We start from the raw sequence: 26,483 nt of genomic DNA, 5'->3' as shown, positions 1-26,483 counted from the left end.
ATCCATGGGGCTGCTGCAAACACCTGGAAACAGAAGGCTCAAGCTCCCGCCAATCCAAGTGCTCGCCGGCCTAAGCTCACTGCGGCGAAACAGTTGATAACGCATTGTCGCCCCGCCTGCATGAATGCTCGGTTATTTTTCCTGCCGTACTTGTTTGTCACCCACGCCAAGGAGGCGCCCGCATGCAATCGGTAAGAAACACTCCACGCCTGTACAGGGTTAACCTGCCCACCACGCCCCAACTTCCTGGCGTGCTTGCCCCCCCAGCCGAACCCGCAATCTCCACGGTTGCTCGCCCACAAATACGCACCTCTAGCGTCCAACCGACGTTAAGCTCGCGTTTTACGATCCCGCCGGCAAGCACAACAGAAAACGTCGTTGCCGCGCATTTCGCCAATCGCCCGACGCTACGTTCGGTGGTCGCAGGAATGCTGACCGATGCACTCAAGACCCAGTACCCCTCCCTGGATATCAATGTCGCCACGACTTCTCTGGCCGTCCCCAGCCAGGCCGCCCCCCTGCAGTACGTATTGACGCCTCTGCTCGACCTGGCCCTTGACCACCTGGCCTCGGGCACCGACCTGGATTTCACTGATCGCCATGGCGAGCCCTGCAAATGGATTGATACCCCCCACTTCAGGTTCCTCAAAATCATCGACGACAATGGTCTTCGCTCGCGCCTCCTGGATATGTCAACGGTGGAGTTGGCCATACGCGCCCTGCGGCCCAACCTGAAAAGCGCCTTCGCCCAAGCGCTGAGCCAGTATTGGGGCCAGGCCGCCTTCCGCACAGACCCGGCCAGCAGCCATTGGTCCTGGCTCAGCGATACGCTGCACACAACCCTGAGCATCGCCAGCCTGAGACAACCCGACCTGGATGAGCTGCAACGCCAGACGCTGGACCAGGTGACGCACTACCCGGACGCCGCGCAACGTCAGCAGGCGGCGGGAGACGACGCGGCGAAGGTCTACGTGATAGACACAACGTTGAGCAAGGGCGCAGTGAAGGCCACCCTCCTGAGTGCCGATCTGTTGATCACGCGCCAGGTCGGGGAGCGCACCATCGTCCTGCACGCAACAGCCGCAGGCAAGGTCACGCCCTATGCCTCGCTGGAAGCGTTCGCCAGCGCCTGGAGCCAGCAATTGGCGCAGCCATTCGATTTCGACCAGATGACCTGGCAGCGCAGAGCGATCGACGGCAACCTCTTCGATACCCAGGCCGCGATCATGCTCAACCAACAACTGGAAAACCTCGACGCCGTCACGCTGCCAGCCAGCAGCAGCCCTGAAGACCTGGCACAACTGTTCGCTGCCGCTACCGCCACCGCGCCCTGGTTCGTTGGCGCGCCCGTGCCGTCGACGTCGCACGCACGATCACTGGCCAGCAAGCTCCCCACCTGGCTCAAGCAAGCCAGCGACGCCGAACGCTTTGCCTACCAACGCCTCACCGCGTCCCTTGCCACCAGCGTACAGCGCAATGCGGGACGCACCTTCCTCGACAGTATCCCCGACATACGCCTCTATACCCAGCAGCAACTCGACCTGGCGCTGAGCACTAAAGGCTACGCCGCCAAAGATGTGGAGGTGGTGTTCAAGGTCCCCGTGGGCAACATGGGCAGTGGGTATATCGAACGGGTGAAGATGAGCCTTACTGACATGGCCTTGGAGAACCTTTCCGGCCTGCCCAAGGGCGAGATGGACGTCTACGTGCGCGGGCAACAGGTAGTCGACTCAAGCTTGCCGAAAATGCTCAAGGACCTTATCAGCAAGGTCGACATCGGCAAGCAGTATCCCGCCCTGCTGGAACGTGAACTGTTGAGTGGTACCGAGGCTGCCCAGCAACGGCAGGCGCGGTTCATAGATCAGGTGCCGATCCAGCTCGCCATGCAAGCGCTGGAATTGAAGCTCAAGGGCGATTCGGGCCTGAGCGCCCTCGGGTATCAGTATATCAACGCGGTTCTCCAGCCCGGGGCCGGCGCCAAACGCGTGGACGGCCAGGAGGTCACCGTGCGCCCACTGGCGTTTGTACGTAAACCGGGCGCGACACCGGATGTGGTCGAGAGCATGTTCCTGATCGAACCCCTGGATGCCAACCAAGGCCCACATATCCTCTACCAGCCCCAACTGCAACCGACGCTGCAGGAGTTTGCCAGCCGGGAAGCCTTGCTGGAGGCCATCCGCCAACCCGGCACGTTGCAACAGAACGTGCTGAACTGGCTTGCGGATCACCGCACGCGGGCGGTGTATGCCAACGGTGGTTTCAACATCCCCCATATTGCCCGCTACACCCGGTTCAATGAGTTCGACCCACCGGCGACCCCGGCGCCGACGACCCTGGCGGTCGATGGCTATGACGCCGCCAGTACCTTGCGCCAGGACCTGTTGACCGGTGACCTGGCCAAGCATCTGTTCCAATCCAACGCGCACAGCCTGGTCAACCTGGCAAACGGCCAATCCACCTCCGACACCGAAAGCCGCTGGGCGTCGTTCAAGGAGGTGGGCTTGTTGTTGCTCAATACATTGCTTCCGGTATTACGCGGCCCCGGCGCGATGGCTGGTTGGCTGATGCAACTGGCCAGCATGGAAAATGATATCGAGCAGATCAGTGAGCCCAACGGCAAGGACCGCTCCGCAGCGGTCGTCGACCTACTGGTCAACGTGGCCCTGTCGCTGGGTCACGTGAGTCCAACCACGCCCACCCGCACCTCGCGTTTTATCGATCGTCCCGAGGCATCGATTCCCTTGCGTCGTGAAGCAACTACCGCCCCCCGGACGGTCGATGCATCAATTCAGCAGGTTGCCCCCCTGGAAAACGGCCTGACAGTGGGCAACGATCATGACGCGTTCGACTTCGCTTTCTCCAACCCGCGAAGGCTGACGCCCGCCCAACGTGCCCATATTGAATCCTTCAGCGTCACTGCGCCGGCGCCGAGCGCAGAGCCGATCAACAACGGAGCCAGCAAAGGGCTCTTCAGCATCGACAACCACCTGTATGCACACATCGACAACCTATGGTACCGGGTGGCTCGGGACCTGGACGGCACCTTCATCATCGACCCGCAAAACAAGGCACGTACAGGGCCTCCCTTGAAGTCCGGCCCAGACGGCCGATGGTACCCGGATATCAGCCCCAAGCTAAAAGGCGGCATGCCCAGGCGCAAGAGCATAAAAGACATGATCAGGGAAAACGCCAGGGCCCAGAAAGAGATGATCGTCCAATACGAACAAAGCCGCCTGGAAGGCGAAAAAACCCAAAAAGCTCTCTTTGCAGCCGTTCGGGCGCTCAATAGAGATCTCGATGCATTCACCACCGCACGAAAAAAACTCATGGAGCAATGGGGGCTGAACAAAGGCGACACAGCAAGCCAATACGCCGCGACTTATGCAGAACAATTGCAATCTACGCGTAACCTCAGACTGAAGATTGACCAGGGTCTTCCCGAGCTGGAGAGGGCGGCCCAATCCGACATCGCCAGCAACGAAAGAACCATCGAACTCATCACCCCGAAAAAAATCGGTGCGATCGATGATTTCGCCCAGCTCAAGTCCATGCGTTCGTTGACCTATTCAAAGAGCATGCTGGGCTTGGTGCTGGTCAATAAGATTTACGCCCGACTTAACAATGACACTACCGAAATCAGTCTCAGCGGTGAGCCCTTGTCCGACATGATGAGTCGAGTCGGGTCAGGCGCAGAAAAAGCTACCTACGATGAGGCGATTGAAAACCTTAAGATCATCAATCAGGACCGCGAAGGTATGTGGAGGTCCCAGCAAGCACTTGTTGACCAACTCGAGAAATGGAAAAACGATTCGCCTTCCGCCAGACACAGCGCCGAGAAGTTCCTCAGCGAGCGGAAGATGGTTGCGCCGTCCATCGAAGCTAAAGCCTCGCAGCTGTCCATCATGGCCAATTTCAAGGAGTTGAGCATCATCGGGGGGGCTAACGCGCCGTCAAACTATGGCGTCTTTTTGAAGGAGCGGCTGCAATCGACCAGCCTGAGGCCCGTCAACCAAACCTTCCTTGACCAACATGAATATCAGGGCTACACGTTCACTGAACGCAAGGCTGCATTGACGACGGTGATCGACACCTACGAACAGTCACTGAACGACGTTGAGACCTTGCATGAACTTCACCCCGAGGTTTTTCGCGACGAATACCGCCCACTGTTCATCCAACGCGTCACTGAAGTCCTCGATGAAGCCAGGACCGACTTGGCCGATGCGCTGCGCGAAGAACAAGATTTGTCGCCCGTATTACCCAAGCGCGCCGACAAGCCGGAAAAAGACTCGAAACGGCGAGTCTTCACCACGCGGGACAAGCAAACCCTGATCGGGACATTGCGTGCCCCCACGGAAGGTCAGAATAATGTTATTGACGTGCTGGACCCGAAAACCGGACAGCCTATTGCGACCTATAACGAGCACCCGGCCCAGCGTGAATGGGTCAAGCAAGTTGCATATAAACCCCCCGTCGCTAAGCCGCCCCGACCGTCCCAGCCCCTGAATACCTACAAAAACGAGGTGAGGAAAATCATCGAGGACAGCGTCGACAACGAACGTACAATCGCGTTTCAGAAAAGAAAGCTCAATGATCCAACAAGACGCGACGGTCTCACCCCACTTGACTGGAACGACATGTGCGAGAACTTGGCTAACAGGCTCAAGGCAACGGCCCAGCAAGTTGAAACCGAGCATGGCAACAAGCCAGGCACAAAGGAGCTGGTCGCCCAATGGCGCGCAAAGTCCGATGAGCTGCTGCAAGAGGGACGTCAGCATACGGCCGACGGCTATAAGGTCCAAACACCGAGACAGGAAAATGTCGACTTCCTTTGGACGCACGGCTTCGTCGACATCAACCTGGTCAAACGCGCAATTCCTTCGGGATCCGGCGATGTGTTTACCGAGTATGCGGTGCGGGAAAAGGGTTCGCACGAGGTGCTGTGGTACGCGCACTTTCACTACCCGGACGCTGCGACGCCGCGCAATGCGTACACCGCGGCGCACCTGAAAATCCCGTCCCAGCGCTATGAGACGCAAAAGACGATGATTGCCAAGGCGGGCAACGACAAAAAAGAGGTGGAAAAGATCGTCCGTGCCCGGATCACACCGCCACTGGACGAAAAGCTCTTCTTGAAGTTATGACCGTGCCCGTCCCGACGCCGCGCCTGGCGCGACGTTGGGGCGGTCGACTTCAATGGGCGAACAACGAATTGCCCTTCTGCCCCGCCAGCTTCTCGGGCTTGATCAGGAACCGTGCCAGTGCCGGCAACAGCCACAGGGCACCGAACATGTTCCACAGCAGCATGAAGGTCAGCATCAGGCCCATGTCAGCCTGGAACTTGATCGCCGAGAAGATCCAGGTGCACACGCCGATCGCCAGGCACAGGCCGGTGAACAGCACGGCTTTGCCGGTGGACTTGAGCGTCTGGTAGTACGCCTCCTGCAGCGGCAGGCCCGCACGCAGGAAGCTTTCCAGACGGCTGTAGATGTAGATGCCGTAGTCCACGCCAATCCCCACGCCCAGGGCCACCACCGGCAAGGTCGCGACCTTGACGCCAATGCCCATGAACGCCATCAGCGCGTTGCCCAGCACCGAGGTCAGCACCAGCGGCAACACGATGCACAGGGTCGCCGCCCAGGAGCGGAAGGTGATCATGCACATGGTGGCCACGCACAGGTAAACCAGGATCAAGATGGTCAACTCCGACTCCTTGATCACCTCGTTGGTGGCGGCCTCGATCCCGGCGTTACCGGCGGCGAGGATGAATTCCAGGCCGTCCTGGTTGTTTTCCTTGGCGAAGTCCTGCACCGCATGCACGGCGCGGTCGAGGGTTTCGGCCTTGTGGTCATTGAGGAACACCAGCACCGGTGCCAGCGAGCAATTGTTGTTGTACAAGCCATCGGCGCGGGCGATGGAGTTGTTCAGTACATCCGGGTTGCGCGACAGGGTTTCCCATTTCAGGTTGCCCTCGTTCATGCCCTTGATCATTTGCTTGGACACGGTCACCAGCGAGATCGCCGACTGCACGCCCTCGGTGTTCTGCATCTTCCACATCAACTGGTCGATGGGCGCCATCGCTTCATACCGCGAGCAGCCTTCGGCCTTGGTCTTGACCATCACCACCAGTACGTCGGAGCTGGTGGAGTAATTGCTGATGATAAAGTTGTTGTCTTTGTTGTAGCGCGAGTCGGGACGCAGTTCCGGTGCGCCCTGGTCCAGGTCGCCAATCTTGAGGTTCTGGCTGTACCAAAGGCCGCCGCCAAAGGCGACCAGCGCCAGGGCGATGGAGATCGGTGCGACTTTCGGGTTGGCAAAGTTCGACAGCAGGCGCCAGAACGAATGTTCGCGGTTCGCGTCTTTCTTGCTCTTGGCGATGGCGCGCTTGCTGATGCCGACATAGGAAATCGCCACGGGCAGCAGGATCAGGTTGGTGAACACGATCACCGCAACGCCAATGGACGCGCCGATCGCCAGTTCGCGGATCACGCCGATGTCGATGATCAGCAGGGTGATGAAACCCACGGCGTCGGCCAGGATCGCGATCATCCCCGGCAGGAACAGTTGCCGGAAGGTGCGCCGCGCGGCGGTCAGGGCATTGTCCGCCTCGCTGGATTGCAGGGCGATACCGTTGATCTTCTGTACGCCGTGGGAGATACCGATGGCGAAGATCAGGAACGGCACCAGCATCGAATACGGATCAAGACCGAACCCGAAGAAGTGCATCAGCCCAAGCTGCCAGATCACCGCCACCAGCGTGGTGCTCAACACCGCGACGGTGCTGCGCAGGCAGTTGGTGAACCACAGCAACAGGATCAAGGTGATGATGAAGGCAATGCCGAAGAACATCACCACCATCACCAGCCCGTCGATCAGGTCACCGACCTTCTTGGCAAAGCCAACGATGTGGATCTTGACGTTGGGGTTCTGGGCTTCGAACTTGTCGCGGATCTTGTCTTCCAGTTCGTGGGAGAACTTGCGGTAGTCCAGGGCCAGTAACTTGCCCTGGTCCTGCGGGTCCGGGTAGGACTCCAGCAGCGGAATATCGACGATGCTCGACTTGAAGTCGTTGGCCACCAGGCGCCCGACCTGGCCAGACTTGAGCACGTTGTTGCGCAGTTGATCGAGGCTTGCCGGCGAGCCGTTGTAGCTCTGCGGGATCACTTCACCGCCGGCAAAGCCTTCTTCGGTCACTTCGGTCCAGCGCACGCTGGGGCTCCACAGCGACTTGAGGCCCGAGCGGTCGACGCCGGAGATGTAGAACACCTCGTCGTTGATCTGGCGCAGGGTCTCCATGTACTCCTGGGTGAATATGTCACCGTCCTTGGCCTCCACCGAGATGCGCACGGTGTTGCCCAGGTTGGCCAGGTCGTTGCGATGCTCCATCATCTTCTCGATGAAGGGGTGCTTGAGGGGGATCATCTTTTCGAAGCTGGTGGACGGGCGAATCAACGTCGCCTGCCAGAACAGGAAGATACTGACCAACAGGCAGATCACGATCACTGCCGGGCGATTGTTGAAGATCAGGCGCTCAAGAAAGGTCGCTTTATCGTTGTGATGACTGCTCATTCTTTCCCCGCCCTTATTATTGTTTTACGAGTTCGGCGCCGTTGGGCGCGGCGACGCGAACGCCACCCTGCCCCGCCAGAATCAAGTTGCCGTTGCCTGCCGCCGTGACGGACGACAGCGAAATACGGTCCGGACGGTTGAACACGCTGAAGGTCAGCCCATCGTCATGGCTAACCACCACGCTGCCGCCGTTACCCACGACGACGATGGCACCGTCATCCAGCAAGGTCGCGCCCGACAGGCCAAACTCCAGCGCTCCCCGCGCCGCGTTCAATTCGACGGGCTCCCAAGTGCTGCCGAAATCCGTGGAGCGGTACAAGTTGCCGCGCAAGCCATAAGCCAGCAGGGTCTGCGGTTGCGCTGTGCTGATCACGCCAAACAGCGAGCCCTCGTAGGGGCCTTCGAGTTTTTCCCAGGTCTGGCCGTCGTCGCTGGAGCGGAACATGCTGCCCTGCTCGCCGACGATGAACAGGCCGGCGTCCTTGATGTGGGCGATGGCGTTGAGGTGGTACTGGTCTTCGTTGTCGAGGCGGTCGCTGACGTCATTCCAGCTCTTGCCGCCGTCGGTGGTTTCGATCAGCGCACCGTAGGCGCCCACGGCCAGGCCGTGGCTGGCATCGTTGAACCACACATCCAACAAAGGAGCTTCACGCTTGAGGTCCTGGTATTGCTGGGTCCAAGTGGCACCGCCATCGGAACTGGCAAGGATTTGCGCATCATGGCCAACCGCCCAGCCCTGCTTGTCATCGACGAAAAACACCGCCGTGAGCAGTTGCCGGGTGGGGACTTTGGCTTGGGTCCAGGTAGTGCCCTGGTCATCGGAATAGAGGATATGCCCGCGATCACCGACCGCCACCAGGCGCTTGCCCGCATGGACCACGTCGATCATCAGGCCTTTGGCGGCCTTGGGGGATTCAATCGCAAAAGTGGTATCGCTGGCGGCCTGGACGGAGGTCGACAACGTGGCTGCCGTTATCCCCAGTCCAAACAGCGAGAGCGCTGCGGCCAGCATCGCAACCCTGCGTGCGGCGCGTGGGCGGCAAACAACCCAACCCATGACAGGCTCACTCATAGACCTTTCTCCCATTTATTATTGTTATCGCCTGCCTTCAAGGGCCTTGAAACCTGCAATCTAGAGCGCCTGGAGGAAGCAGGGGCCATCCTATCGGGCTTTCGAATCGTCTGACAATCGGCGCTACGTTATCTTTTGTTAACTGAGGGCCTTTCGTCAGCGCCTGAATATAGCTGCATTCGTGGGGGTGATCGTCAGCGCCTTAATGAATTTTTATTCCATCTATTGAAATTAGGGAATTTATATTCCATTAATAGGCCTTCTGAAAACAATAATGCAAAGGACCACGACGATGCGTGCACTCGGAATCGGCTTGATCGGTACAGGCTTCATGGGCCGCGCCCACGCCCTGGCTTTCAATAACGCCCGCGCGGTGTTCGAACTGCCGGTACACCTCAAGCTGGCCGCCCTGGCCGATGCCGACACCGAACGTGCCCAGCGTTGCGCCACAGCCTGGGGATTTGCCCAGGCCCATGGCGACTGGCAGGCGCTGGTCAACGACCCCAGTGTCGACGTCGTGGCCATCACCACGCCCAATCACCTGCACTACCCCATGGCGATGGCGGCCATTGCCGCTGGCAAGGCGGTGTACTGCGAAAAGCCCCTGGCCGTGAGCCTGGAACAGGCCGACGCCATGCGCCGCGCCGCCAGTGCCGCCGGGGTGGTGACGCGGGTGGGCTACAACTACCAGCACAATCCGATGATCACGCTGGCGCGGCAGATGATCGCCAACGGTGACCTCGGCGAGATCATCAGCTTCCAGGGTGAATTCAGCGAAGACTTCATGGCCGACCCCACCTCGCCATGGTCGTGGCGTTGCGAAGTCGAACATGCCGGCGGCGCCCTGGCGGACCTGGGCAGTCACTTGCTGTCGATGGCTCGTTATCTGGTAGGCGACGTGGTGAGTGTGTGTGCCGACACCCAGACCGTCCACGCCCGACGACCTGCCGTCAAAGGCAGTGCGGAGTTGAAACCCATCGCGGTGGATGACCAGGTGCACGCCCTGCTGCGCTTCGCCAATGGCGCGCGTGGAACGGTGAGCAGCAGTTGGCTCAAGCAGGGGTACAAAAACCACCTGAGTTTCGAAATCAGCGGGACCCATGGCACCTTGGCATTCGATCAAGAGCGCTTGAATGAACTACAGGTGTGTCGCGTCGGCCAGGACGGTTTCCAGCGTTTGCTCGCAGGCCCCGCCCTGCCCGGTTATGCGGCGTTCAGCCCGGCGGCGGGGCATCAGTTGGGCTACAACGAGTTGAAGACGCTGGAAGTTCAGGAGTTGATTCTGGCGCTGGCCGGTCAAGGTACAGATGGCACCGACTTTGAGGCAGCGTGGGAAGTGGAGCGGTTGGCGACGGCGATTCGCGTGGCGGCCAAAGAGGAGCGCTGGGTAACCGTGAACTCACGCTAAAATCCACCACAGAACTTTGTGGGAGCTGGCTTGCCTGCGATGGCGGCGTAACAGGTACACCGCTGTCGCAGGCATGCCAGCTCCCACATTTGAATCACCTAAACCTTCAAATTAGCGCAGTGCCCGGCGCAGGACTTTGCCGACGGTGGTCTTCGGCAGCTCAGTGGTGCGGAACTCCACATACCGGGGCACTTTGTACCCTGTCAGATACTCGCGGCAATGCGCCAGGATTTGCTCCTGGGTCAGGTTCGGGTCCTTGCGCACCACGATGATCTTCACTTTCTCCCCGGTCACGCCATCTTCCACCCCAATCGCAGCCACTTCCCCTACCCCAGGGTGCAGCGCCACCACGTCTTCGATTTCATTGGGGTACACGTTGAAACCCGAGACCAGGATCATGTCCTTCTTGCGATCAACCAGGCGAATGTAACCACGCTCGTCCATCACGCCGATATCACCGGTCGACAACCACCCTTCTGCATCCAGGACTTCGGCGGTGGCCTCCGGGCGCTTCCAGTAGCCCTGCATCACCTGCGGCCCACGTACCTGCAGTTCACCCTGCTCACCAATGTCGGCCAGCTCGCCGTCTTCGCGCACAAAACGTACCCAGGTCGACGGCAACGGCACACCGATGCTGCCGGTGAATTCCATCTCGCGCATGTGCGCAATGTTGATCGGGCTGATGCTTACCACCGGCGAACATTCAGTCAGGCCGTAGCCTTCGATGATCGGCAGCCCGGTGACTTCCTTCCAGCGCTTGGCCACCGCCGTGTGGGTGGCCATGCCGCCCGCGATCACCATGCGCAGGTCGGAAAAGTCCCGTGCGCAGAACTCTTTGTTTTCCAGCAAGCCGTTGAACAAGGTGTTGACCCCGGCAATGCCGTTGAAGCGTTCCTTGCGCAGGATCATCTGCACGCGCTTCACGTCCCGCGGGTTAGCGATCAGGATGTTGCGCCCGCCCAGGCACATGAACATCAGGCAATTCACCGTCAGCGAAAAGATGTGGTACAGCGGCAGCAAGGTGACGTTGGTTTCCTGCTTGTCTTGGTCCAATTGGTCACCGACCCAGGCCTTGGCTTGCAACAGGTTGGCGATAATATTGCGGTGGCTGAGCATCACGCCCTTGGCGTCGCCGGTGGTACCGCCGGTGTATTGCAAAAAGGCCAGGTCGTCGAGGTGCATCTCCACAGGAAAATGGTTAAGCCCACGGCCCTGTTTCAACGCCTGGTTGAAGCGTATCGAACCGCGCAAATTGAACGCGGGCACCTGTTTCTGCACGCGGCGCAGGATGAAATTCATCGCCGCGCCCTTGAAGGTACCCAGCAGGTCACCGATGGCGGCGATCACCACGCGCTTGACGCTGCTGCCAGTGATGACTTTCTCCAGGGTCTGCGCGAAGTTCTCAAAGATCACCACGGTTTCTGCGCCGCTGTCCTTGAGCAAATGCTTGAGTTCATGGGAGGTGTACAGCGGGTTGACGTTGACCACCACCGCGCCGGCCAGGATCGTACCCAGCAGGCAGATCGGGTACTGCAAGCAATTGGGCATCATCAGCGCCACGCGATCGCCCTTCTTGACGCCCTGCCCTTGCAGCCAGGCGGCGAAGGCATAGCCTTGCACCTGCCAGTCGGCGTAGGTCATTTCGGTGCCGATGCTGACGTAAGCCACCCGATCGCGAAACTTCTCCAGGTGCTCCAGGAACACCTCGCGCAGCGACGGGTAGTCCTCGATGCCGGCCTCGATATCCGCCGGGACGCCAGGCAGGTAAGCGTTCAACCAGATCCGTTCGGTATGTTCCAGGCTTACAGCGTTCATGGCAGTCTCCTTGTTGTTGTTTTTGATAGAGCTACTTTTCGACGATGGCGGTAATGCCCAGCCCGCCCGCCGCGCAGATGGAAATCAGGCCGCGTCCGCCGCCGTTCTCATGGATGATCTTGGCCAACGCCGCCAATTGCCGGCCCCCGGTGGCGGCGAAGGGATGGCCGCAACCAAGTGAGCCACCGTTGACGTTCATCTTGGCACGGTCGATGGCGCCCAGCGGTGCATCCAAGCCTAGGCGCTCGCGGCAATAATCGGCGTCTTCCCACGCCTTGAGCGTGCACAGCACCTGGGCGGCGAAGGCTTCGTGGATCTCGAAGAAATCGAAGTCATCGAAGCTCAGCCCTTCGCGCTTGAGCATGCGCGGCACCGCATAGGCCGGAGCCATCAGCAGGCCCTCGGTGCCATCGACGAAATTCACCGCCGCCGTTTCGCCGGTACGCAGATAGGCCAGCACCGGCCAGCCGTGCGCGGCCGCCCATTCCTCGCTGGCCAGCAGCACCACCGAGGCGCCATCGGTCAGCGGTGTTGAATTGCCCGCAGTGAGCGTGCCGTTTTGCCGGTCGTAGGCTGGGGACAGGCCGGCGAGTTTCTCCAGGCTCGCGTCGGCGCGCAGGTTATTGTCCCGGGCCAGGCCGCGATGGGGGCTGATCAGGTCATCGAAGAAACCGCGCTTGTAGGCCGCGTCCAGGCGTTGATGGCTGGTGAGGGTCAGTTCATCCTGGGCCAGGCGCTTGATCTGCCAGCGCTTGGCCATTTCTTCGCAGTGCTCGCCCATGGATAAACCGGTGCGCGGCTCGCCATTGCGCGGCAGCAATGGCTTGAAAAACATCGATGGCCGCACCTTGAGCAGCGCCTGCAACTTGGCGCCCATGCCCTTGGCGCGGTTGGCCGCGAGCAACGTGTGGCGCAGCGATTCGTTGATGCCGATCGGTGCGTCGGAGGTGGTGTCGGAACCGCCGGCGATGCCCACGTCGATCTGGCCCAGGGCGATCTTGTTCGCCACCAGCAAGGCCGCTTCCAGGCCGGTGCCACAGGCTTGCTGCACATCGTAGGCAGGCGTGTCCGGCGACAAGGTGGTGGACAGCAATGACTCGCGCGCCAGGTTGAAGTCCCGCGAATGCTTGATCACCGCCCCAGCGGCGAATTCGCCCAGGCGTTGGCCGTGCAGGTTGTAGCGGTCAACCAGGCCCTGCAGGGCGGCGACCAGCAGGTCCTGGTTGCTGTCGTGGGCGTACACCGTGTTGGAGCGAGCAAACGGGATGCGGTTGCCGCCGATAATCGCGACGCGACGAACCGGGGCCGGGTTGAAGCTGTAGTCACTCATTCCAGGTTCTCTTTCCAGATGAAAAGGCCACGCATATGGGGTTTGTCGCCGGCGAAATTGCGCACTTCGAATTCGCGGCGCGGGCCGGTCACCGGGTGACTCCAAAGAGCAACCTGGCCAGGCAGGAAAATCGGCAACTTGAAGTCACAATGCGCCTCGGCCTGGTCCAGCCCGCCGGGCGGTTGCTGTGCGGCGAGTGCGCGACCCAGGGTCCACATGCCGTGGGCGATGGCGCGGCGAAAGCCGAAGAGCTTGGCGCCGATCAGCGAGGTGTGAATCGGGTTGAAATCCCCTGACACCTTGGCAAAGCGCCGGCCCAGGTCAGCCGGCAACACCCAGCGCTGGGTACGTAGCAAACCGTCCTCCTGCAGCGGCAATACGTCGTCCCACGGTTCACCGACCGGGTCCTTGACGTCCCGGCGCAGGTACAGGCTGTCGCTTTCCCACACCAATGTGTCAGCGCCGTACGCACGGGTGGCGATGCTCAGCGCCTGGCCCTTGGGATGGGCAACCCAGCGCTCGCTATACACTTCCAGCCGCAACGCCTGGCCTGGGTGCAAGCGCTGGTGCTGACGAATGCGATTGGCCAGGTGCACCATGCCGCTGGCCGGGTACGGGAAGCTCGGCCGCGTCAGCAGCATCAGGTGCAATGGGAACGCCAGCACGTGGGGGTAGGACAACGGCACGCCCTGCTCGCGGCGAAAACCACAGGCGCGGCCATAGGCTTCAATATCAGCGGCAGACAACTGCGCCGCCGAGCGCACCAGGCGTTCCTTGGGCAGTACGGGCGCACCGTCGAGCTTGGGTTTACGCAAGGCGCGTACGCCATCGAGCAGCAAGCGCGTACGTGATGGCGGCGGGTCAATGATCTGCGTTACGTAGTCCATGGACTCAGGCTCCCAGCAGGCTTTGGCCGCACACACGGATGACCTGGCCGTTGACCCCGCCCGACGCCGGGTGTGCGAGCCAGGCAATGGTCTCGGCCACATCAATAGGTTGCCCGCCCTGGGACATCGAGTTCATGCGCCGCCCGGCTTCGCGGATCATCAGCGGGATTTTCGCGGTCATCTGCGTCTCGATAAACCCGGGTGCCACCGCATTCACCGTGACGTGCTGCGCCGCCGCTCGCGGTGCCAGGCCCTGCACCAAGCCGATCACCCCAGCCTTGGAGGTGGCGTAATTGCTTTGCCCAAGGTTGCCCGCGATGCCGGAAATCGACGACACGCAGACGATGCGCCCGCCGGGGTTCAGGCCCTGGCTGTCCAGCAGCGCATGGCTGAGTTGCAACGGCGCCTCTAAGTTCACGGCCAGCACACTGCGCCAAGCCTCCTCGGTCATCTTGGCGATGGTCTTGTCACGGGTGATCCCGGCGTTGTGCACCACCACATCGAAGGCGCCGTATTGGCTGACGTGGGCCTGCAACAGCGAGGCGGCATCGGTTGCGGTGATGTCCAGCGGCAGCGCCGAGCCGCCGACACTTTCCGCTGCCTGTTGCAGCGACGCCTGGGCCTGGGGCACGTCCACGCACACCACATGGGCGCCGTCCCGTGCCAACACCTGGGCAATCGCCAGGCCGATACCACGGGAAGCGCCGGTGACCAGCGCGCGACGGCCGGCGAAAGGTTTGTCCCAATTGACGCTGACCTGGCCGTCGACCGGTGTCTCCAGGCGGATCACCTGCCCCGAGACATAGGCCGAACGGCGCGACAGGAAGAACCGCAGGCTGCTGTCCAGCGCAGCTTCGGCGCCGGGGGCCACGTAGACCAATTGCACGGTGATCGCGCGCCGCAGCTCCTTGGCCAGCGAACGCACCAAGCCTTCAAGGGCGCGCTGGGCGATGGCCTGGGGCAAGTCCTGGCAGTGTTCCGGCGCGGTGCCGAGCACCACCACGCGGCCATGGTGGCCAATGCGCTTGGCATTGGCGTGGAAGAACACGTACAACTCATCCAATTGGTGCAGGTCGGTCACGGCACTTGCATCAAACACCGCGCCCTGCACCTTGACCGTGGACGGCGCCTTAAGCGTGGCCGGCGTGGCGATGACGGTGTCGGTGGCCGCGAACACCCGCTGCACCTCGACGGCCAGGCGCCCTGCCCCGGCGACGATCACCGGGTTGACCAGCCCTTGCTGGCCGCTGCGATGACGTTGCAGCGGCAAGGGCTGCGGCAAGCCGACGGCCTGGGCCAGGCGCCGGCCCCATGGGGAATTGACGAACGAAAGGTAGCTGTCACTCATAGAGACATTCACTCACAACACATTCTGACCGTGAAAATCCGATCCCTTGTGGGCGCTGGCTTGCCTGCGATACAGGCAACTCGGTGTATCAGTCGTACCGAGGTGATGCCTTCGCAGGCAAGCCAGCTCCCACCTTGACCGTGATTTTCCTAATTGACCGAGGCGTTTTCGCTTTGGTTGTTGCGACGTTTCGTCGTCGGTTCCAACGCCTGCTTGCGCTGCTGCAACGCTTCCAGCAAGCCGAAGTCCTGGGGGAAGTCGTCCACCTGGATGCCGTGGTCGGCGTATTCCACATAGCGCCCCAGCAAGGTGTCTTCGTCGTCGCTGATCAGGTCCAGTGCCCGCGCCTTGACGCGCCAGGCGGTGAAGGCCGTGGCCGAGATCGGCATCGGCGCGATCAGGCCCTGCTTGACCGCCGGCTTGAGTCGGGCGTCGATCAACTCGACTTGCGGCAGCAGGCGGAAGCCCAGTTCGCCGTAGGCCAACTTGTCGATTTCCGGACGGGGTATGTAGGAATTGGCCAATAGTCGGTCGCGGGTTTCGCCCGGTGTCTGCACCACATCAGCAACTTCGGCCAGCAGGCGGTCCGACGGTTTGCGCAGCGGGATACCGAACGGGAACGTCAACGCCTTCAGCACGCCTGCAGCCACTTTCGACGGGTAGTTATCGAGCACTTCGGCCAGCGCTTCATGGGCGCGCAACAACGCGTCCTGGGCCGCCCAGTGCACCAGCGGCAGGTCTGCCTGGGGCCGGCCGTCATCCTCGAAGCGCTTGAGCACGCAGGACAGGATGTACAGCTGCGACAGAATATCGCCCAGGCGCCCGGTGATACTTTCCTTGCGCTTGAGGGCACCGCCCAGCACGCCCATGGAAATGTCCGATGTCAGCGCAAGCACCACCGACAGGCGATTGGCCTGGCGGTAGTAGGACGCCAGTGCCGGGTCGGTCTTGGCCGGGGCGGAAATCAACCGCCCGCCTGTCAGGGCATGCACCGCTGCGCGCACGGTATTGGCCAGCACAAAGCTCACGTGGCCGAACATCGCGCTGTCAAACGCTTCCAGCGCCTGGCGCCGGTCCGGGTTGCGCGCGGCTTCCATCTCACGGAACACATAGGGATGGCAGCGGATCAGGCCCTGGCCAAAGATGATCAGGCAGCGCGTCATGATGTTCGCGCCCTCTACCGTAATCGCGATGGGGCTTTGCTGATAGGCACGGGCCAGGAAGTTGTTCGGGCCCATGCAGATGCCCTTGCCGGCGACGATGTCCATGCCGTCATTGACGATGATCCGCGCCCGCTCGGTGACGTGGTACTTGGCTATGGCCGAGATCACCGAAGGTTTCTCTCCCGCATCCAGGGACGCCACCGAGACCTTGCGCACCGCATCGCAGGCATACAGGTGCCCGGCCATGCGTGCCAGCGGCGCTTGCACGCCTTCGAACTTGCCGATGGGCAGGCCGAACTGCTTGCGCATCGCCGCGTAGGCGGTGGTGCCGCGCACAGCGACCTTGCCCAGGCCGACGTTGGCCGACGGCAGGGAAATCGCCCGGCCGGCTGCCAGGCATTCCATCAACATGCGCCAGCCGTTGCCGACTTGCTCGCGGCCACCGATCACCCATTCCAGCGGGATGAATACATCCTTGCCGGTGGTAGGACCGTTCTGGAACACGGCGTTGAGTGGCCAATGGCGGCGACCGCTGTTTACCCCCGGATGGGACGTCGGGATCAACGCACAGGTGATCCCCAGCGAGCCGGGCTGGCCAAGCAAGCCATCCGGGTCTTCGGCGCGAAACGCCAGGCCGAGCACAGTGGCAATCGGGCCCAGGGTGATGTAGCGCTTGTCCCAGGTCACACGGAAGCCCAGGACTTCCTCGCCTTCATGGTTACCTTTGCAGACGGTGCCCAAGTCGGGAATCGCCCCGGCATCGGACCCCGCATACGGGCTGGTGAGGGCAAAGCACGGGATGTCCTCACCCCGCGCCAGGCGCGGCAGGTAGTAATTGCGCTGGGCATCGGTGCCGTAGTGCAGCAGCAATTCGGCGGGGCCGAGGGAATTGGGCACCATCACCGAAATGGCGGCCGCCGAGCAACGCGTCGACAGCTTCATCACCACCTGCGAGTGCGCGTAGTGGGAGAAGCCTTTGCCGCCGTATTGCTTGGGAATGATCATGCCGAGGAAGCCGGCCTCCTTGGTGTATTGCCAACCTTCAGGCGACATGTCCTGCCACACCTGGGTGGTTTCCCAATCGTTGGCAATGTCGCACAGGGTTTCGACTTCGTTATCGAGGAAGGCTTGTTCTTCGGCGCTCAGGCTGGCCGGTGCGGCTTGCAGCAAGCGCTGCCAGTTGGGCTTGCCGCTGAACAGCTCGGCGTCCCACCACACGGTGCCGGACTCGATGGCGGCGCGCTCAGTGTCCGACATTGCCGGCATGATTGTACGAAACAGGCCCAAGGCCTTGCTGGTCAGCAAGGTGCGGCGCAGGGGTTTGATCGTCATCAGCAGCGCGGGCGCGACCACCAGCACCGCCGCGACAGTGGCGCCGAACCCGGCAACCACGTTGAGTAGGTAACCCGCTACCAGCCAGACCAGGCCTGCACCCAACCAGTGAAGGGCAACGGCTTGTCGATACGCCAGGGCAATCGCAGCTGCGAAACCCACCAATAACCAGATAACCATGGGATACCTCTACTTGATTCAGGGCAAGGCTTGGGTGCGGCAGGTCGGAATGACCCGCGACGTAAAACCACCTTACAAACTCGGGAGAAAAAATTAAAATATTATTTTAAATTTTTATTTAATTTCCAGGCAAAAAAAATAGCCGCTGAACCCGTCAGCCAGATTTCAGTGGGCCGTTGGAATTGGAACGGGTCGCATGGGCGACCCGTCGATGTGGTAAACCCGCGGAGCAACAGAAAGATGCGCTGACTGACTGCTCCACCACCCCATGCATTAGAACTTGTAAGTGGCCGACAGGCTGACAACCTCACCTTTGCTGTCGACTTTGCCATCCAGGCGCGCGGCGCCCAGGCGGTCGACGTTGACGGTTTTGAGCTTCACCTGCTCGACAAATTGCCGTGAGTAGGCACCGTCGATACTCAAGCCGGGGATGGCCTTGATATCGTAGCCAAAGCCAAGAGAAGCGAAGTAACGATCGCCGTCGGGGATACGTGGGTCACGCGTGGAATTGCGAGTGGGGGTCTGGTCATAGGCAACACCGGCGCGCAGGGTGAAGTCATCGGTAAGCTTATAGTCGCCCCCCAGGGAATACATCATGACGTCCCGGTACTTGTAGGGAATCGATACGATGGTATTGCCATCGGACTTCAGGGTCAGCGCCTTGAATGACGACCATTGGGTCCACAGCATACTGGCGCCGAGGCTGAATCGGTCGTTGAACACATGCACCCAGTCGATGGCGGCGGTGGCCGGAATGTCCAACTGAGTGGATGCGTTCGCGCCGTCCGGAAACAGTTTGAGGCCGGGGTAAGCACGCTCGACCAGCGTCAAGCCATCCCCTCCGGCATCGGTCATCAGCAGCCTGCTGCCTGGATCAGCATAGATGTTGTATTTGCCTTCCATTTTGTTCTTGATCTTGGCGTGGTAGTTGAAACCCAGCGTGTCTTTCTCAGTGGGTTTCCAGGCCAGGCCGGCGAACCAGCCCACCGAGGTGTTATCGACCTTGACGCGCATCAGCGACTGCCCTACCCCCGATGGGAACGGGATGCCGAGACCACCCAGCCCCGGCGAGACCGCCGCCGCCGCATACAGGTCGACGTTCTGGCTCACGAACCCTGTACTGTGCTGAACAATGGCCCCTGCACCAATAGAAAACTGGTCATTGACCTTGAAGGACAGCGAGCCGGTCAAGCCTACGGTTTCAATTTTGGTGTCAACGGCAAAGTCACGGCCTTTCCAATCCTGATCCCAAGTGGACTTCATGCCCTGCGGGACGACCTGACTCAAGCCAAAACTGAAGCGATCATTGATGGGTATAACCAAGAAACCGGTGGGCAACCAAGCCGTAAAGCCCGCTTCACCCCCATTGCCTTCACGCGGCGTGGAGGTCACACCGCCGAATTCGTCCATGACCCCGGTGGACGTCGGGTCCCCTTTGTAGTCATAGGCATTTCCCTTGAATTTGATATTGACACGCGCATAGATAACGTTCTGCTGCGCGATGGTTTGGTCAATGAACGCCATGGCGGCCGGGTTGTTGTAGGCTGAGGAAGGGTCATTCTTGAACAGTGAACCACCGCCAAACGCACGGCCCCAGCCTTGCGCGCCAAATGTAGGAGTCGAGTACCCGCCAGCCTGAACGGGCCCGGCTGCGACCATAAACCCGCTCAACAACGCCAGGCCAAGTAACGCCTGGGCCTGTTGTTTCTTATTATTCATGCTCCACTCCTTATTATTTTTATCCACCACAGCCGGAATCACCGCCTTGGCTTGCCTTAACAAGTGCCCCTTGCAGGGCACTTGCGTTTCAACGTGTGATCATCACGTCAAGCGCACGCCTATCAAGGGTTGACAGTGAGCGTTGGGGTTGGCGTCGCGGTCAGCGCAGTGATTTTGCAACTGCCGACGGTTTGTGCCGATGGAACAGTGATGGTGTGGGTGCTGTTGTTGTAGACCACATTGATGGTGGCGGGAGCGCTTGCGCAGTTGCTGACGATCTTGAAGTTCACGCCCGAAACAGTGCCTGCAAAGGTGTCAGGCCCGGTGGCGGTGGAGGCGGTCAAGGTCCATGGCAAACCCAGCAACACTGGCACACCGCAAAGTGGGTTGGAGCCGCTCACAGTGGCACCGGTGATCGAAGCGTTGGCACCACTCGCAGCCACGCTGCCGGTAAAGACGATGGTGCAAGCCACGGGCGCCCCGAACGACGCAGGCGATGTAACAGTGATAGCACCTGCGGGCGTGGTGAAACCCGCGCCAGGAGGAGAAATGGTAGCGGCATTCACCATGGAAGCAGCACCCATGCAAACAGTCAAAGCAGTCAACGACACGAGAGTTTTCAAGCTTTTCATTGTTTTTCCTCACATGTTATGGCGAATTCATTTCGCCAGGGGTAATGGCCATGATCGAGAGGTCACGGTGAAACTGCAGAACTTCCCTTTCCAGCCAAATCTCAATTCAATTACCGAAACAACATCTAACGCTTATTCAACAACTTTGAAGTTCGGCGGCATCTTGATCGACACCGTCTTGATCTTGCAGTCTTCGCCAATCGGCACATTGGCGGCCTCCAACTTGCCAGTGGCGTTATCCCAGGTACCGTCGGCGGTCGAAGGGCCGCACTTGCCGCCGAGGCCGAATGCATGCACATCGACGCTGATCTTCGACATGGAGCCGCTCTTGGTGTCTTTGGCCACTAAGATCCATGGCAAGTTGGTGGCTTCGACCCGGCTGCACTTGAGGCCACCGTCGAATTCAACTTTGTCCACGTTCACTGATGAACCATCGGCTGCGACCTTGCCGGCCACCTTGATGGTGCAATCGGCGCTGATAAGCGCACCTTTGGAGAAGCTGATGGGACCCTGGGCCGTAAAGGCGCTACCAGCCGGCTCGATACGCGCGGCCTGGGCCTGGTGGTAGACGATCAGGCCCAGCGCGGCCAACACGATGTGGGTGGTGAACTTGGCAGGTGCTTGCATGGTGTACGTCCTTCCCTTTAATTATTTTTGTTCGGGTCAAACAACGTTCTTGCAACTGTTCTGGAAAACCTCGGGCAATCGAGGCCTGCGCGGCACGCAGGCCCCGAGCACGCAAACAATGTGTTACTTGAACTTAAAAAGGTTTGGCGCTGTTGCTGTACTTCTCCAGGTACTTCAACCGTTGTGAAGGTTGAAGATTGGTCAGGGTGATATCCCCGGCGTAATGATTCAATACACGATGGTCCATGCGGCGGCGCCACAAGTACGGCACATACGCCCAGACAATCATGCTCGCGTAGCCATAAGGAAGTTGCGGCGATTCATCAAAGTGGCGCAACGACTGGTAACTACGGGTCGGGTTGGCATGGTGATCAGAGTGCCGTTGAAGTTGGAACAGGAAGATATTGGTGACAATACGGTTGCTGTTCCAAGAATGCCGTGGCGAGCAACGCTCATACCGACCATTGGGCAACTTCTGGCGTTTAAGCCCGTAGTGCTCGACGTAGTTGACCACTTCCAGCAGCGAGAAGCCGTAGATGCCCTGGATGATCAGGAACGGAATCACCGCCGCCCCCAGCCAGTAAATCATCGCGCCCCACAACACCACGCTGTACATCCAGGCGCTGAGTACGCCGTTCTGCCAGTGCCATGCCGGCAGGCCGAGCTTGCGCAGGCGTTCACGCTCCAGGTTCCACGCCGAGCGGGCACTGAACCAGACCGAGCGTGGCAGGAAAGCCCAGAAGCTCTCCCCAAGGCGCGAGCTGGCCGGGTCTTCCGGCGTGGCGACGCGCACGTGATGCCCACGGTTGTGTTCGGTGTAGAAGTGCCCATAGAAAGTCGGGGCCAGGGTGACCTTGGCCAGGAATACTTCCAGCGCATTGGGCTTGTGCCCCAGTTCATGGGCCGTGTTGATCGCAATGCCGGTGGCGGCGCCAGTCGACATGGCCATCCCCAGGTAGGTAAACCAGCTCGGCTCGCCGTGCAGTTGGGTGCGGGCGGTGATGTAACTGGCGGCGTGGGACAACCCACTGGACGGATCCATGTTCGCGGCAGCCTGCAACAGGCCGCCCTGGATGATCCAGTCGATACCGCCAGCGGCGAGCCAGCCGGTGACCACCACCGACGAGATCACGAACACCACGCCGGTGTAGACGATCCAACGGTAGTAGCTCTGGGATTCCAGGTGGGTGACGGCGGACTCAGGAGGGTTGCTCACGTCTTCACCGAGCAAGCCATCGATGAGCGGGATCAAGCCGAAGATCACCAATACACCAACCCACCAGAGTTGCTGGATACCGGTGGTGATAGCCAGGGCACCAGAGAGCAGAGGCGTGGCCAGTGGCATAATGCCCAACCACCACAGGTGACGCTTGCCGTCGGTCCATACGCTTGGTGCTGCCAGAGTCTGGTTCATGGCAGCCTCCGTGGCAGGGGGGCAGAAAACAGGTTCAGGGAGCGCTGAATGCTCCGGGAATTCAACCATGCGATAAAAGACGTTTTTTTCATTTTTATTCGCTCTTAGGCATTTCAAAAATCATTTCAAAATAAACATTGAAATATTTTTTTAAAGAAATAGCGCGGAATCGATAGGTCGTCAACTACTTTTTCGAACCCTGTTGAACGTGACTCGGCAGTCTCTTTTTCAGCCGTTTGGTCAGGTCTCTAGGGCAAGCATTTGGGACGAACCGCTGCGCAGTGAGGGACACGATTATTTGTTCGCCAAGGCGAACGGTGGATGCAGGATCGCGGCGCTTTCCGGAGGTCGCACACGCTTGGCCAACTGCTGCACCGCCTCCACGACTCTTGCGGTGGCGGTGATCGGCAACATATGCCCGCGCCCTTCCACCACCTGCAGCTTCAGGCCCGGGACCTTGTCGGCCAGGGCCTGGCCGTGTTTGCGAAAGTCCAGGACCTTGTCCCGCGCGCCATAGATCAAACTGATGGGCAGCGTCAGTTGCGGGTAGCGCTTGACCATGTCCGGCAGGTCATCGTTGACCCGGGCAATCTCGCTGGACGCGGCGTAGAAGTTGTCGGGCCGCATGCCCAGCAGCCCGCCGCCGCGGGTGGCGAAATCCCCGGGGGCCGTGTCGGGGGCGAACACGCCCTTGACCACTGAGCGGCGCGTCAGCAGGCCCATGGGCACGGTTAGCGTGTAGGACACCCATCGCCGCAGCCAGGCCGGTCGCACCGCCAGTGACCAGAACACCAAGGGCAACCTGGGTTGTGGATGGGTCAGTGGCGCCACCAGCACCAGCCCCGATACGGCGTGGGGATGGTCAAGCGCCAGCGCCAGGGAAATGGCGCCGCCGAGGGAATGCCCCAGCACCAGGGGCTTATCCAGGCCCAGCGTATGGATAAAGGCCGCCACTTGCCGTGCCTGGGCAGGCAGGTCAGCGGCGGTACCTTTATGGCGCGTGGAATAGCCCGACCCCGAACGGTCGAGGGTGATAACGCGAAACTGCTCACGCAGTTGTCCGGACAAGGCGTAGGTCAGGTTGCGACTGCTGCCCATCAGCCCGTGAATCATCACCAGCGGCGGGCCCTTGCCCTCCTCGTAATAATGAAAGCGCTCGCCCTCGACCTCCACGAAGCGCCCATTGATCGGAACAGCGGCCTCGATACGCCGCGTCATCCATGTGCTGAAGCCCCATAAAACGGCGCTCGCGCCTATAAATACAGCCGCAGCGATAACCCATTCAACAGCCATAGCTCGGTCCTCTGCATCCCTGCAGCTGGCGACCCGACCGGTATTGATCGGGCCTCAGCCATCGTCCACACCCTGGACCTGAACTTCGTGCCTGTCCGTCGGACAGCGCGCACATGAGGAACCTGGGACTAGCGTAGGCGATATTTTCAGGTAGATTATTTAAAATCTTTTTTAAAATAAGTAATTCAATTTTTCTTTGCAATGGTGTTCTATCTAAAAGACACAACAAGAAAAGGCGCACACCCGATGCCGACGAGGGACTACTTATGACTGCCCAGCGTGACTCAATCGACATCGCCATCATCGGCTCCGGCTTTGCCGGACTGTGCATGGCGATCAAGCTCAAGGAAGCCGGGTTTACCGACTTCTTCGTTGCCGAGCAGGCCGACACCCTCGGCGGCACCTGGCGGGACAACCACTACCCCGGCTGCGCCTGCGATGTGCAGTCCCATGTGTATTCGTTTTCCTTCGCGCCCAACCCGGACTGGACGCGGCAGTTCGCGCCGCAAGCGGAAATCCGTGCGTACCTGGAGCAATGCGCCGCGCGTTTTGGCCTGGCGCCCTACTTGCGTTTCGGTATGGGGCTTACACGTGCCGTGTTCGATGAGCAGCAGCAACGCTGGCAGTTGAGCTTCGGCGATGGCCGCCAGGTCAGTGCGCGGGTGCTGGTGTCGGGCATGGGCGGCCTGTCGCGCCCGGCGCTGCCGGATATTCCGGGCCTGGACAGTTTCAAGGGCAAGCGCTTTCACTCCCAACAGTGGGACCACAGCTACTCCCTGAAGGGCAAACGCGTGGCGGTGATCGGCACCGGCGCCAGTGCCATCCAGTTTGTGCCGCAGATTGCAGCGCAGGTGGCCCATCTGGACCTGTTCCAGCGCACCCCGCCGTGGATCATGCCCAAGCCCGACCGGCCGATTTCTCCCGTCGAGCGCTGGCTGTTCAAGCACCTGCCCTTCACCCAGCGCCTGGTGCGCAGCGCGTTTTACTGGGCGCTGGAAGGCCGTGTGGTCGGCTTTGCCCTGCACCCGCGGCTGATGAAGATGGTGCAGAAAATCGCCCTGCGCCACCTGCACAGGCAAGTGGCCCGTCCGTCCCTGCGCAAGACCCTGACCCCGGACTACACCATCGGCTGCAAGCGGGTGCTGATTTCCAATGACTACTACCCCGCCTTGTCGCGCAGCAATGTCGAGGTGGTGACCGAGCGCGTGCTGCGCATCGAAGCGGACGGAGTGTTCACCCGCGACGGCATCAAGCACCCGGCGGATTGCCTGATCTTCGGCACCGGCTTCCAGGCCACCGATCCCCTACCCCGCGACTGCATCATCGGGCGCGGTGGCGTGGACCTGATGGACACCTGGCAAGACGGCGCCCATGCGTACAAGGGCACCACGGTGCCTGGCTATCCCAACCTGTTCCTGATCGTCGGGCCCAACACGGGCCTGGGGCACAACTCGATGATCCTGATGATTGAAGCCCAGGTGACCTACATCCTCGATGCGCTCCAGCAAATGCAACGGCATCGCATCGCCACCGTGGACGTCAAGGCCGCCGTGGAGAGCACCTACAACCAGCAACTGCAAGCCAAGCTCAAGCGCACCATCTGGAACACCGGCGGTTGCCAGAGCTGGTACCTCGACCCGCGCACCGGCAAGAACACCACCCTGTGGCCCGGCTCGACCTGGCGCTTCAAACAGGTAACGCGCCAGTTTGCGCTCAAGGATTACGTGGCCGACCTGCTACCGGTCAATCCGCCCAGCCGGCCCGTGTCGGCCCCCCACTCCACCCCGGAAGGCAGCCTGTCATGAAGTCATTCAATGGCCGTGTAGCGGCAATTACCGGCGCGGCATCCGGCATGGGCCGCGCCCTGGCAGTGGCCCTGGCGCGGGAAGGTTGCCACCTGGCGCTCGCGGATAAAAACGGCCAGGGACTGGAGCAGACCCTGGCGCTGATCAAGTCCTCGACCCTGGCCCCCGTGGTGATCACCACCCAGGTGTTGGATGTCTCCGATCGCCAGGCCATGGAGGATTGGGCCGCGCACTGCGTGGCTGAACACGGCCAGGTCAACCTGGTGTTCAACAATGCCGGGGTTGCCCTGTCGAGCACCGTCGAGGGCGTGGACTATGCCGACCTGGAATGGATCGTCGGCATCAATTTCTGGGGGGTGGTCCACGGCACCAAGGCGTTCCTGCCGTACTTGAAAGCGTCAGGCGAAGGCCACGTGATCAACACCTCCAGCGTGTTCGGCCTGTTTGCCCAACCGGGCATGAGTGGCTACAACGCCACCAAGTTTGCGGTGCGCGGCTTTACCGAATCCCTGCGCCAGGAATTGGACATGCAGCGCTGCGGCGTGTCGGCCACCTGCGTGCACCCCGGCGGCATTCGCACCGATATCTGCCGCAGCAGCCGCATCGACGCGAACATGACCGGTTTCCTGATCCACAGCGAACAGCAGGCTCGTGCCGATTTCGAAAAGCTGTTTATTACCGACGCCGACCAGGCCGCCAAGGTGATCCTGCACGGCGTGCGCAAAAACAAGCGTCGCGTGCTGATCGGCCGAGACGCGTATTTCCTCGACCTGCTCGCCCGTTGCCTGCCGGCGGCCTATCAAGCGCTGGTGGTGTTCGCCAGCAAGCGCATGGCCCCCAAGCCGCGCACGCCGGTGTTTGAAACCAATGACGAGCCTCGCCTCTGAAC

At 60.7% G+C, this 26,483-nt stretch carries 16 protein-coding genes; 4 read left to right on the top strand and 12 right to left on the bottom strand.

The window, feature by feature from the left end; genetic code table 11:
- The first annotated feature begins 182 nt into the window (after positions 1-182).
- Positions 183-5,144, top strand: coding sequence for a dermonecrotic toxin domain-containing protein (locus AC0IYN_RS24030; RefSeq protein WP_471843587.1), 4,962 nt, complete (start codon positions 183-185; stop codon positions 5,142-5,144).
- Between the two features lie 49 nt (positions 5,145-5,193).
- Here AC0IYN_RS24030 and AC0IYN_RS24025 read toward each other — a convergent pair whose 3' ends face one another.
- Together AC0IYN_RS24025 and AC0IYN_RS24020 are read right to left on the bottom strand one after the other, a co-directional pair.
- Complete coding sequence (locus AC0IYN_RS24025; protein WP_406598040.1) at positions 5,194-7,569, bottom strand: efflux RND transporter permease subunit; 2,376 nt, start codon at positions 7,567-7,569, stop codon at positions 5,194-5,196.
- A gap of 16 nt (positions 7,570-7,585) precedes the next feature.
- Entirely contained in the window at positions 7,586-8,626 is a 1,041-nt protein-coding gene (locus AC0IYN_RS24020; RefSeq protein WP_457238799.1) for a WD40/YVTN/BNR-like repeat-containing protein, read from the bottom strand.
- A gap of 307 nt (positions 8,627-8,933) precedes the next feature.
- Here AC0IYN_RS24020 and AC0IYN_RS24015 point away from each other — a divergent pair, with 307 nt between their 5' ends.
- Positions 8,934-10,049, top strand: coding sequence for a Gfo/Idh/MocA family protein (locus AC0IYN_RS24015; protein ID WP_406598039.1), 1,116 nt, complete (start codon positions 8,934-8,936; stop codon positions 10,047-10,049).
- 111 nt (positions 10,050-10,160) lie between these two features.
- Here AC0IYN_RS24015 and AC0IYN_RS24010 read toward each other — a convergent pair whose 3' ends face one another.
- From AC0IYN_RS24010 to AC0IYN_RS23965, 10 genes are all read right to left on the bottom strand, one after another.
- Entirely contained in the window at positions 10,161-11,864 is a 1,704-nt protein-coding gene (locus tag AC0IYN_RS24010) for an AMP-binding protein (RefSeq protein WP_471843584.1), read from the bottom strand.
- Positions 11,865-11,895: 31 nt separating this feature from the next.
- The gene (locus AC0IYN_RS24005; RefSeq protein ID WP_457231953.1) at positions 11,896-13,194 is read right to left on the bottom strand and encodes an acetyl-CoA C-acetyltransferase; all 1,299 of its coding nucleotides are present in this window, start codon (positions 13,192-13,194) and stop codon (positions 11,896-11,898) included.
- Entirely contained in the window at positions 13,191-14,081 is an 891-nt protein-coding gene (locus AC0IYN_RS24000) for a MaoC/PaaZ C-terminal domain-containing protein (protein WP_457266772.1), read from the bottom strand. The genes AC0IYN_RS24005 and AC0IYN_RS24000 overlap by 4 nt, the downstream gene beginning before the upstream one ends.
- Positions 14,082-14,085: 4 nt before the next feature.
- On the bottom strand, positions 14,086-15,429 hold the full coding sequence (locus AC0IYN_RS23995) for a 3-oxoacyl-ACP reductase (protein ID WP_406598035.1): 1,344 nt from the start codon (positions 15,427-15,429) through the stop codon (positions 14,086-14,088).
- A gap of 149 nt (positions 15,430-15,578) precedes the next feature.
- Entirely contained in the window at positions 15,579-18,104 is a 2,526-nt protein-coding gene (locus tag AC0IYN_RS23990; protein ID WP_471843581.1) for an acyl-CoA dehydrogenase, read from the bottom strand.
- Positions 18,105-18,377: 273 nt separating this feature from the next.
- Positions 18,378-19,823 carry an outer membrane protein transport protein gene (locus AC0IYN_RS23985; protein ID WP_406598033.1) on the bottom strand — a complete coding sequence of 482 codons (1,446 nt, stop codon included), beginning with the start codon at positions 19,821-19,823 and terminating at the stop codon, positions 18,378-18,380.
- A 122-nt stretch (positions 19,824-19,945) separates the two neighbouring features.
- Complete coding sequence (praB, locus tag AC0IYN_RS23980; RefSeq protein ID WP_095016522.1) at positions 19,946-20,455, bottom strand: alkane oxidation protein activator PraB; 510 nt, start codon at positions 20,453-20,455, stop codon at positions 19,946-19,948.
- A gap of 132 nt (positions 20,456-20,587) precedes the next feature.
- On the bottom strand, positions 20,588-21,082 hold the full coding sequence (praA, locus tag AC0IYN_RS23975) for an alkane oxidation protein activator PraA (protein ID WP_471843578.1): 495 nt from the start codon (positions 21,080-21,082) through the stop codon (positions 20,588-20,590).
- Positions 21,083-21,215: 133 nt separating this feature from the next.
- Complete coding sequence (locus AC0IYN_RS23970) at positions 21,216-22,496, bottom strand: alkane 1-monooxygenase (protein ID WP_471843576.1); 1,281 nt, start codon at positions 22,494-22,496, stop codon at positions 21,216-21,218.
- A 294-nt stretch (positions 22,497-22,790) separates the two neighbouring features.
- Positions 22,791-23,789, bottom strand: coding sequence for an alpha/beta fold hydrolase (locus AC0IYN_RS23965; RefSeq protein ID WP_471843574.1), 999 nt, complete (start codon positions 23,787-23,789; stop codon positions 22,791-22,793).
- A 266-nt stretch (positions 23,790-24,055) separates the two neighbouring features.
- On the opposite strand from AC0IYN_RS23965, the gene AC0IYN_RS23960 reads away from it, so the two are divergent.
- Positions 24,056-25,594 (top strand): flavin-containing monooxygenase, encoded by a 1,539-nt coding sequence (locus AC0IYN_RS23960; RefSeq protein WP_406598030.1) that lies wholly within the window; start codon positions 24,056-24,058, stop codon positions 25,592-25,594.
- Positions 25,591-26,481 carry an SDR family NAD(P)-dependent oxidoreductase gene (locus tag AC0IYN_RS23955; protein ID WP_406598029.1) on the top strand — a complete coding sequence of 297 codons (891 nt, stop codon included), beginning with the start codon at positions 25,591-25,593 and terminating at the stop codon, positions 26,479-26,481. Before AC0IYN_RS23960 ends, AC0IYN_RS23955 begins: the two co-directional genes overlap by 4 nt.
- Positions 26,482-26,483: the final 2 nt, after the last annotated feature.

The sequence above is a fragment of the Pseudomonas sp. AC112 genome (genome assembly GCF_979253545.1).
This window is presented reverse-complemented; position numbering and strand designations above follow the sequence as displayed.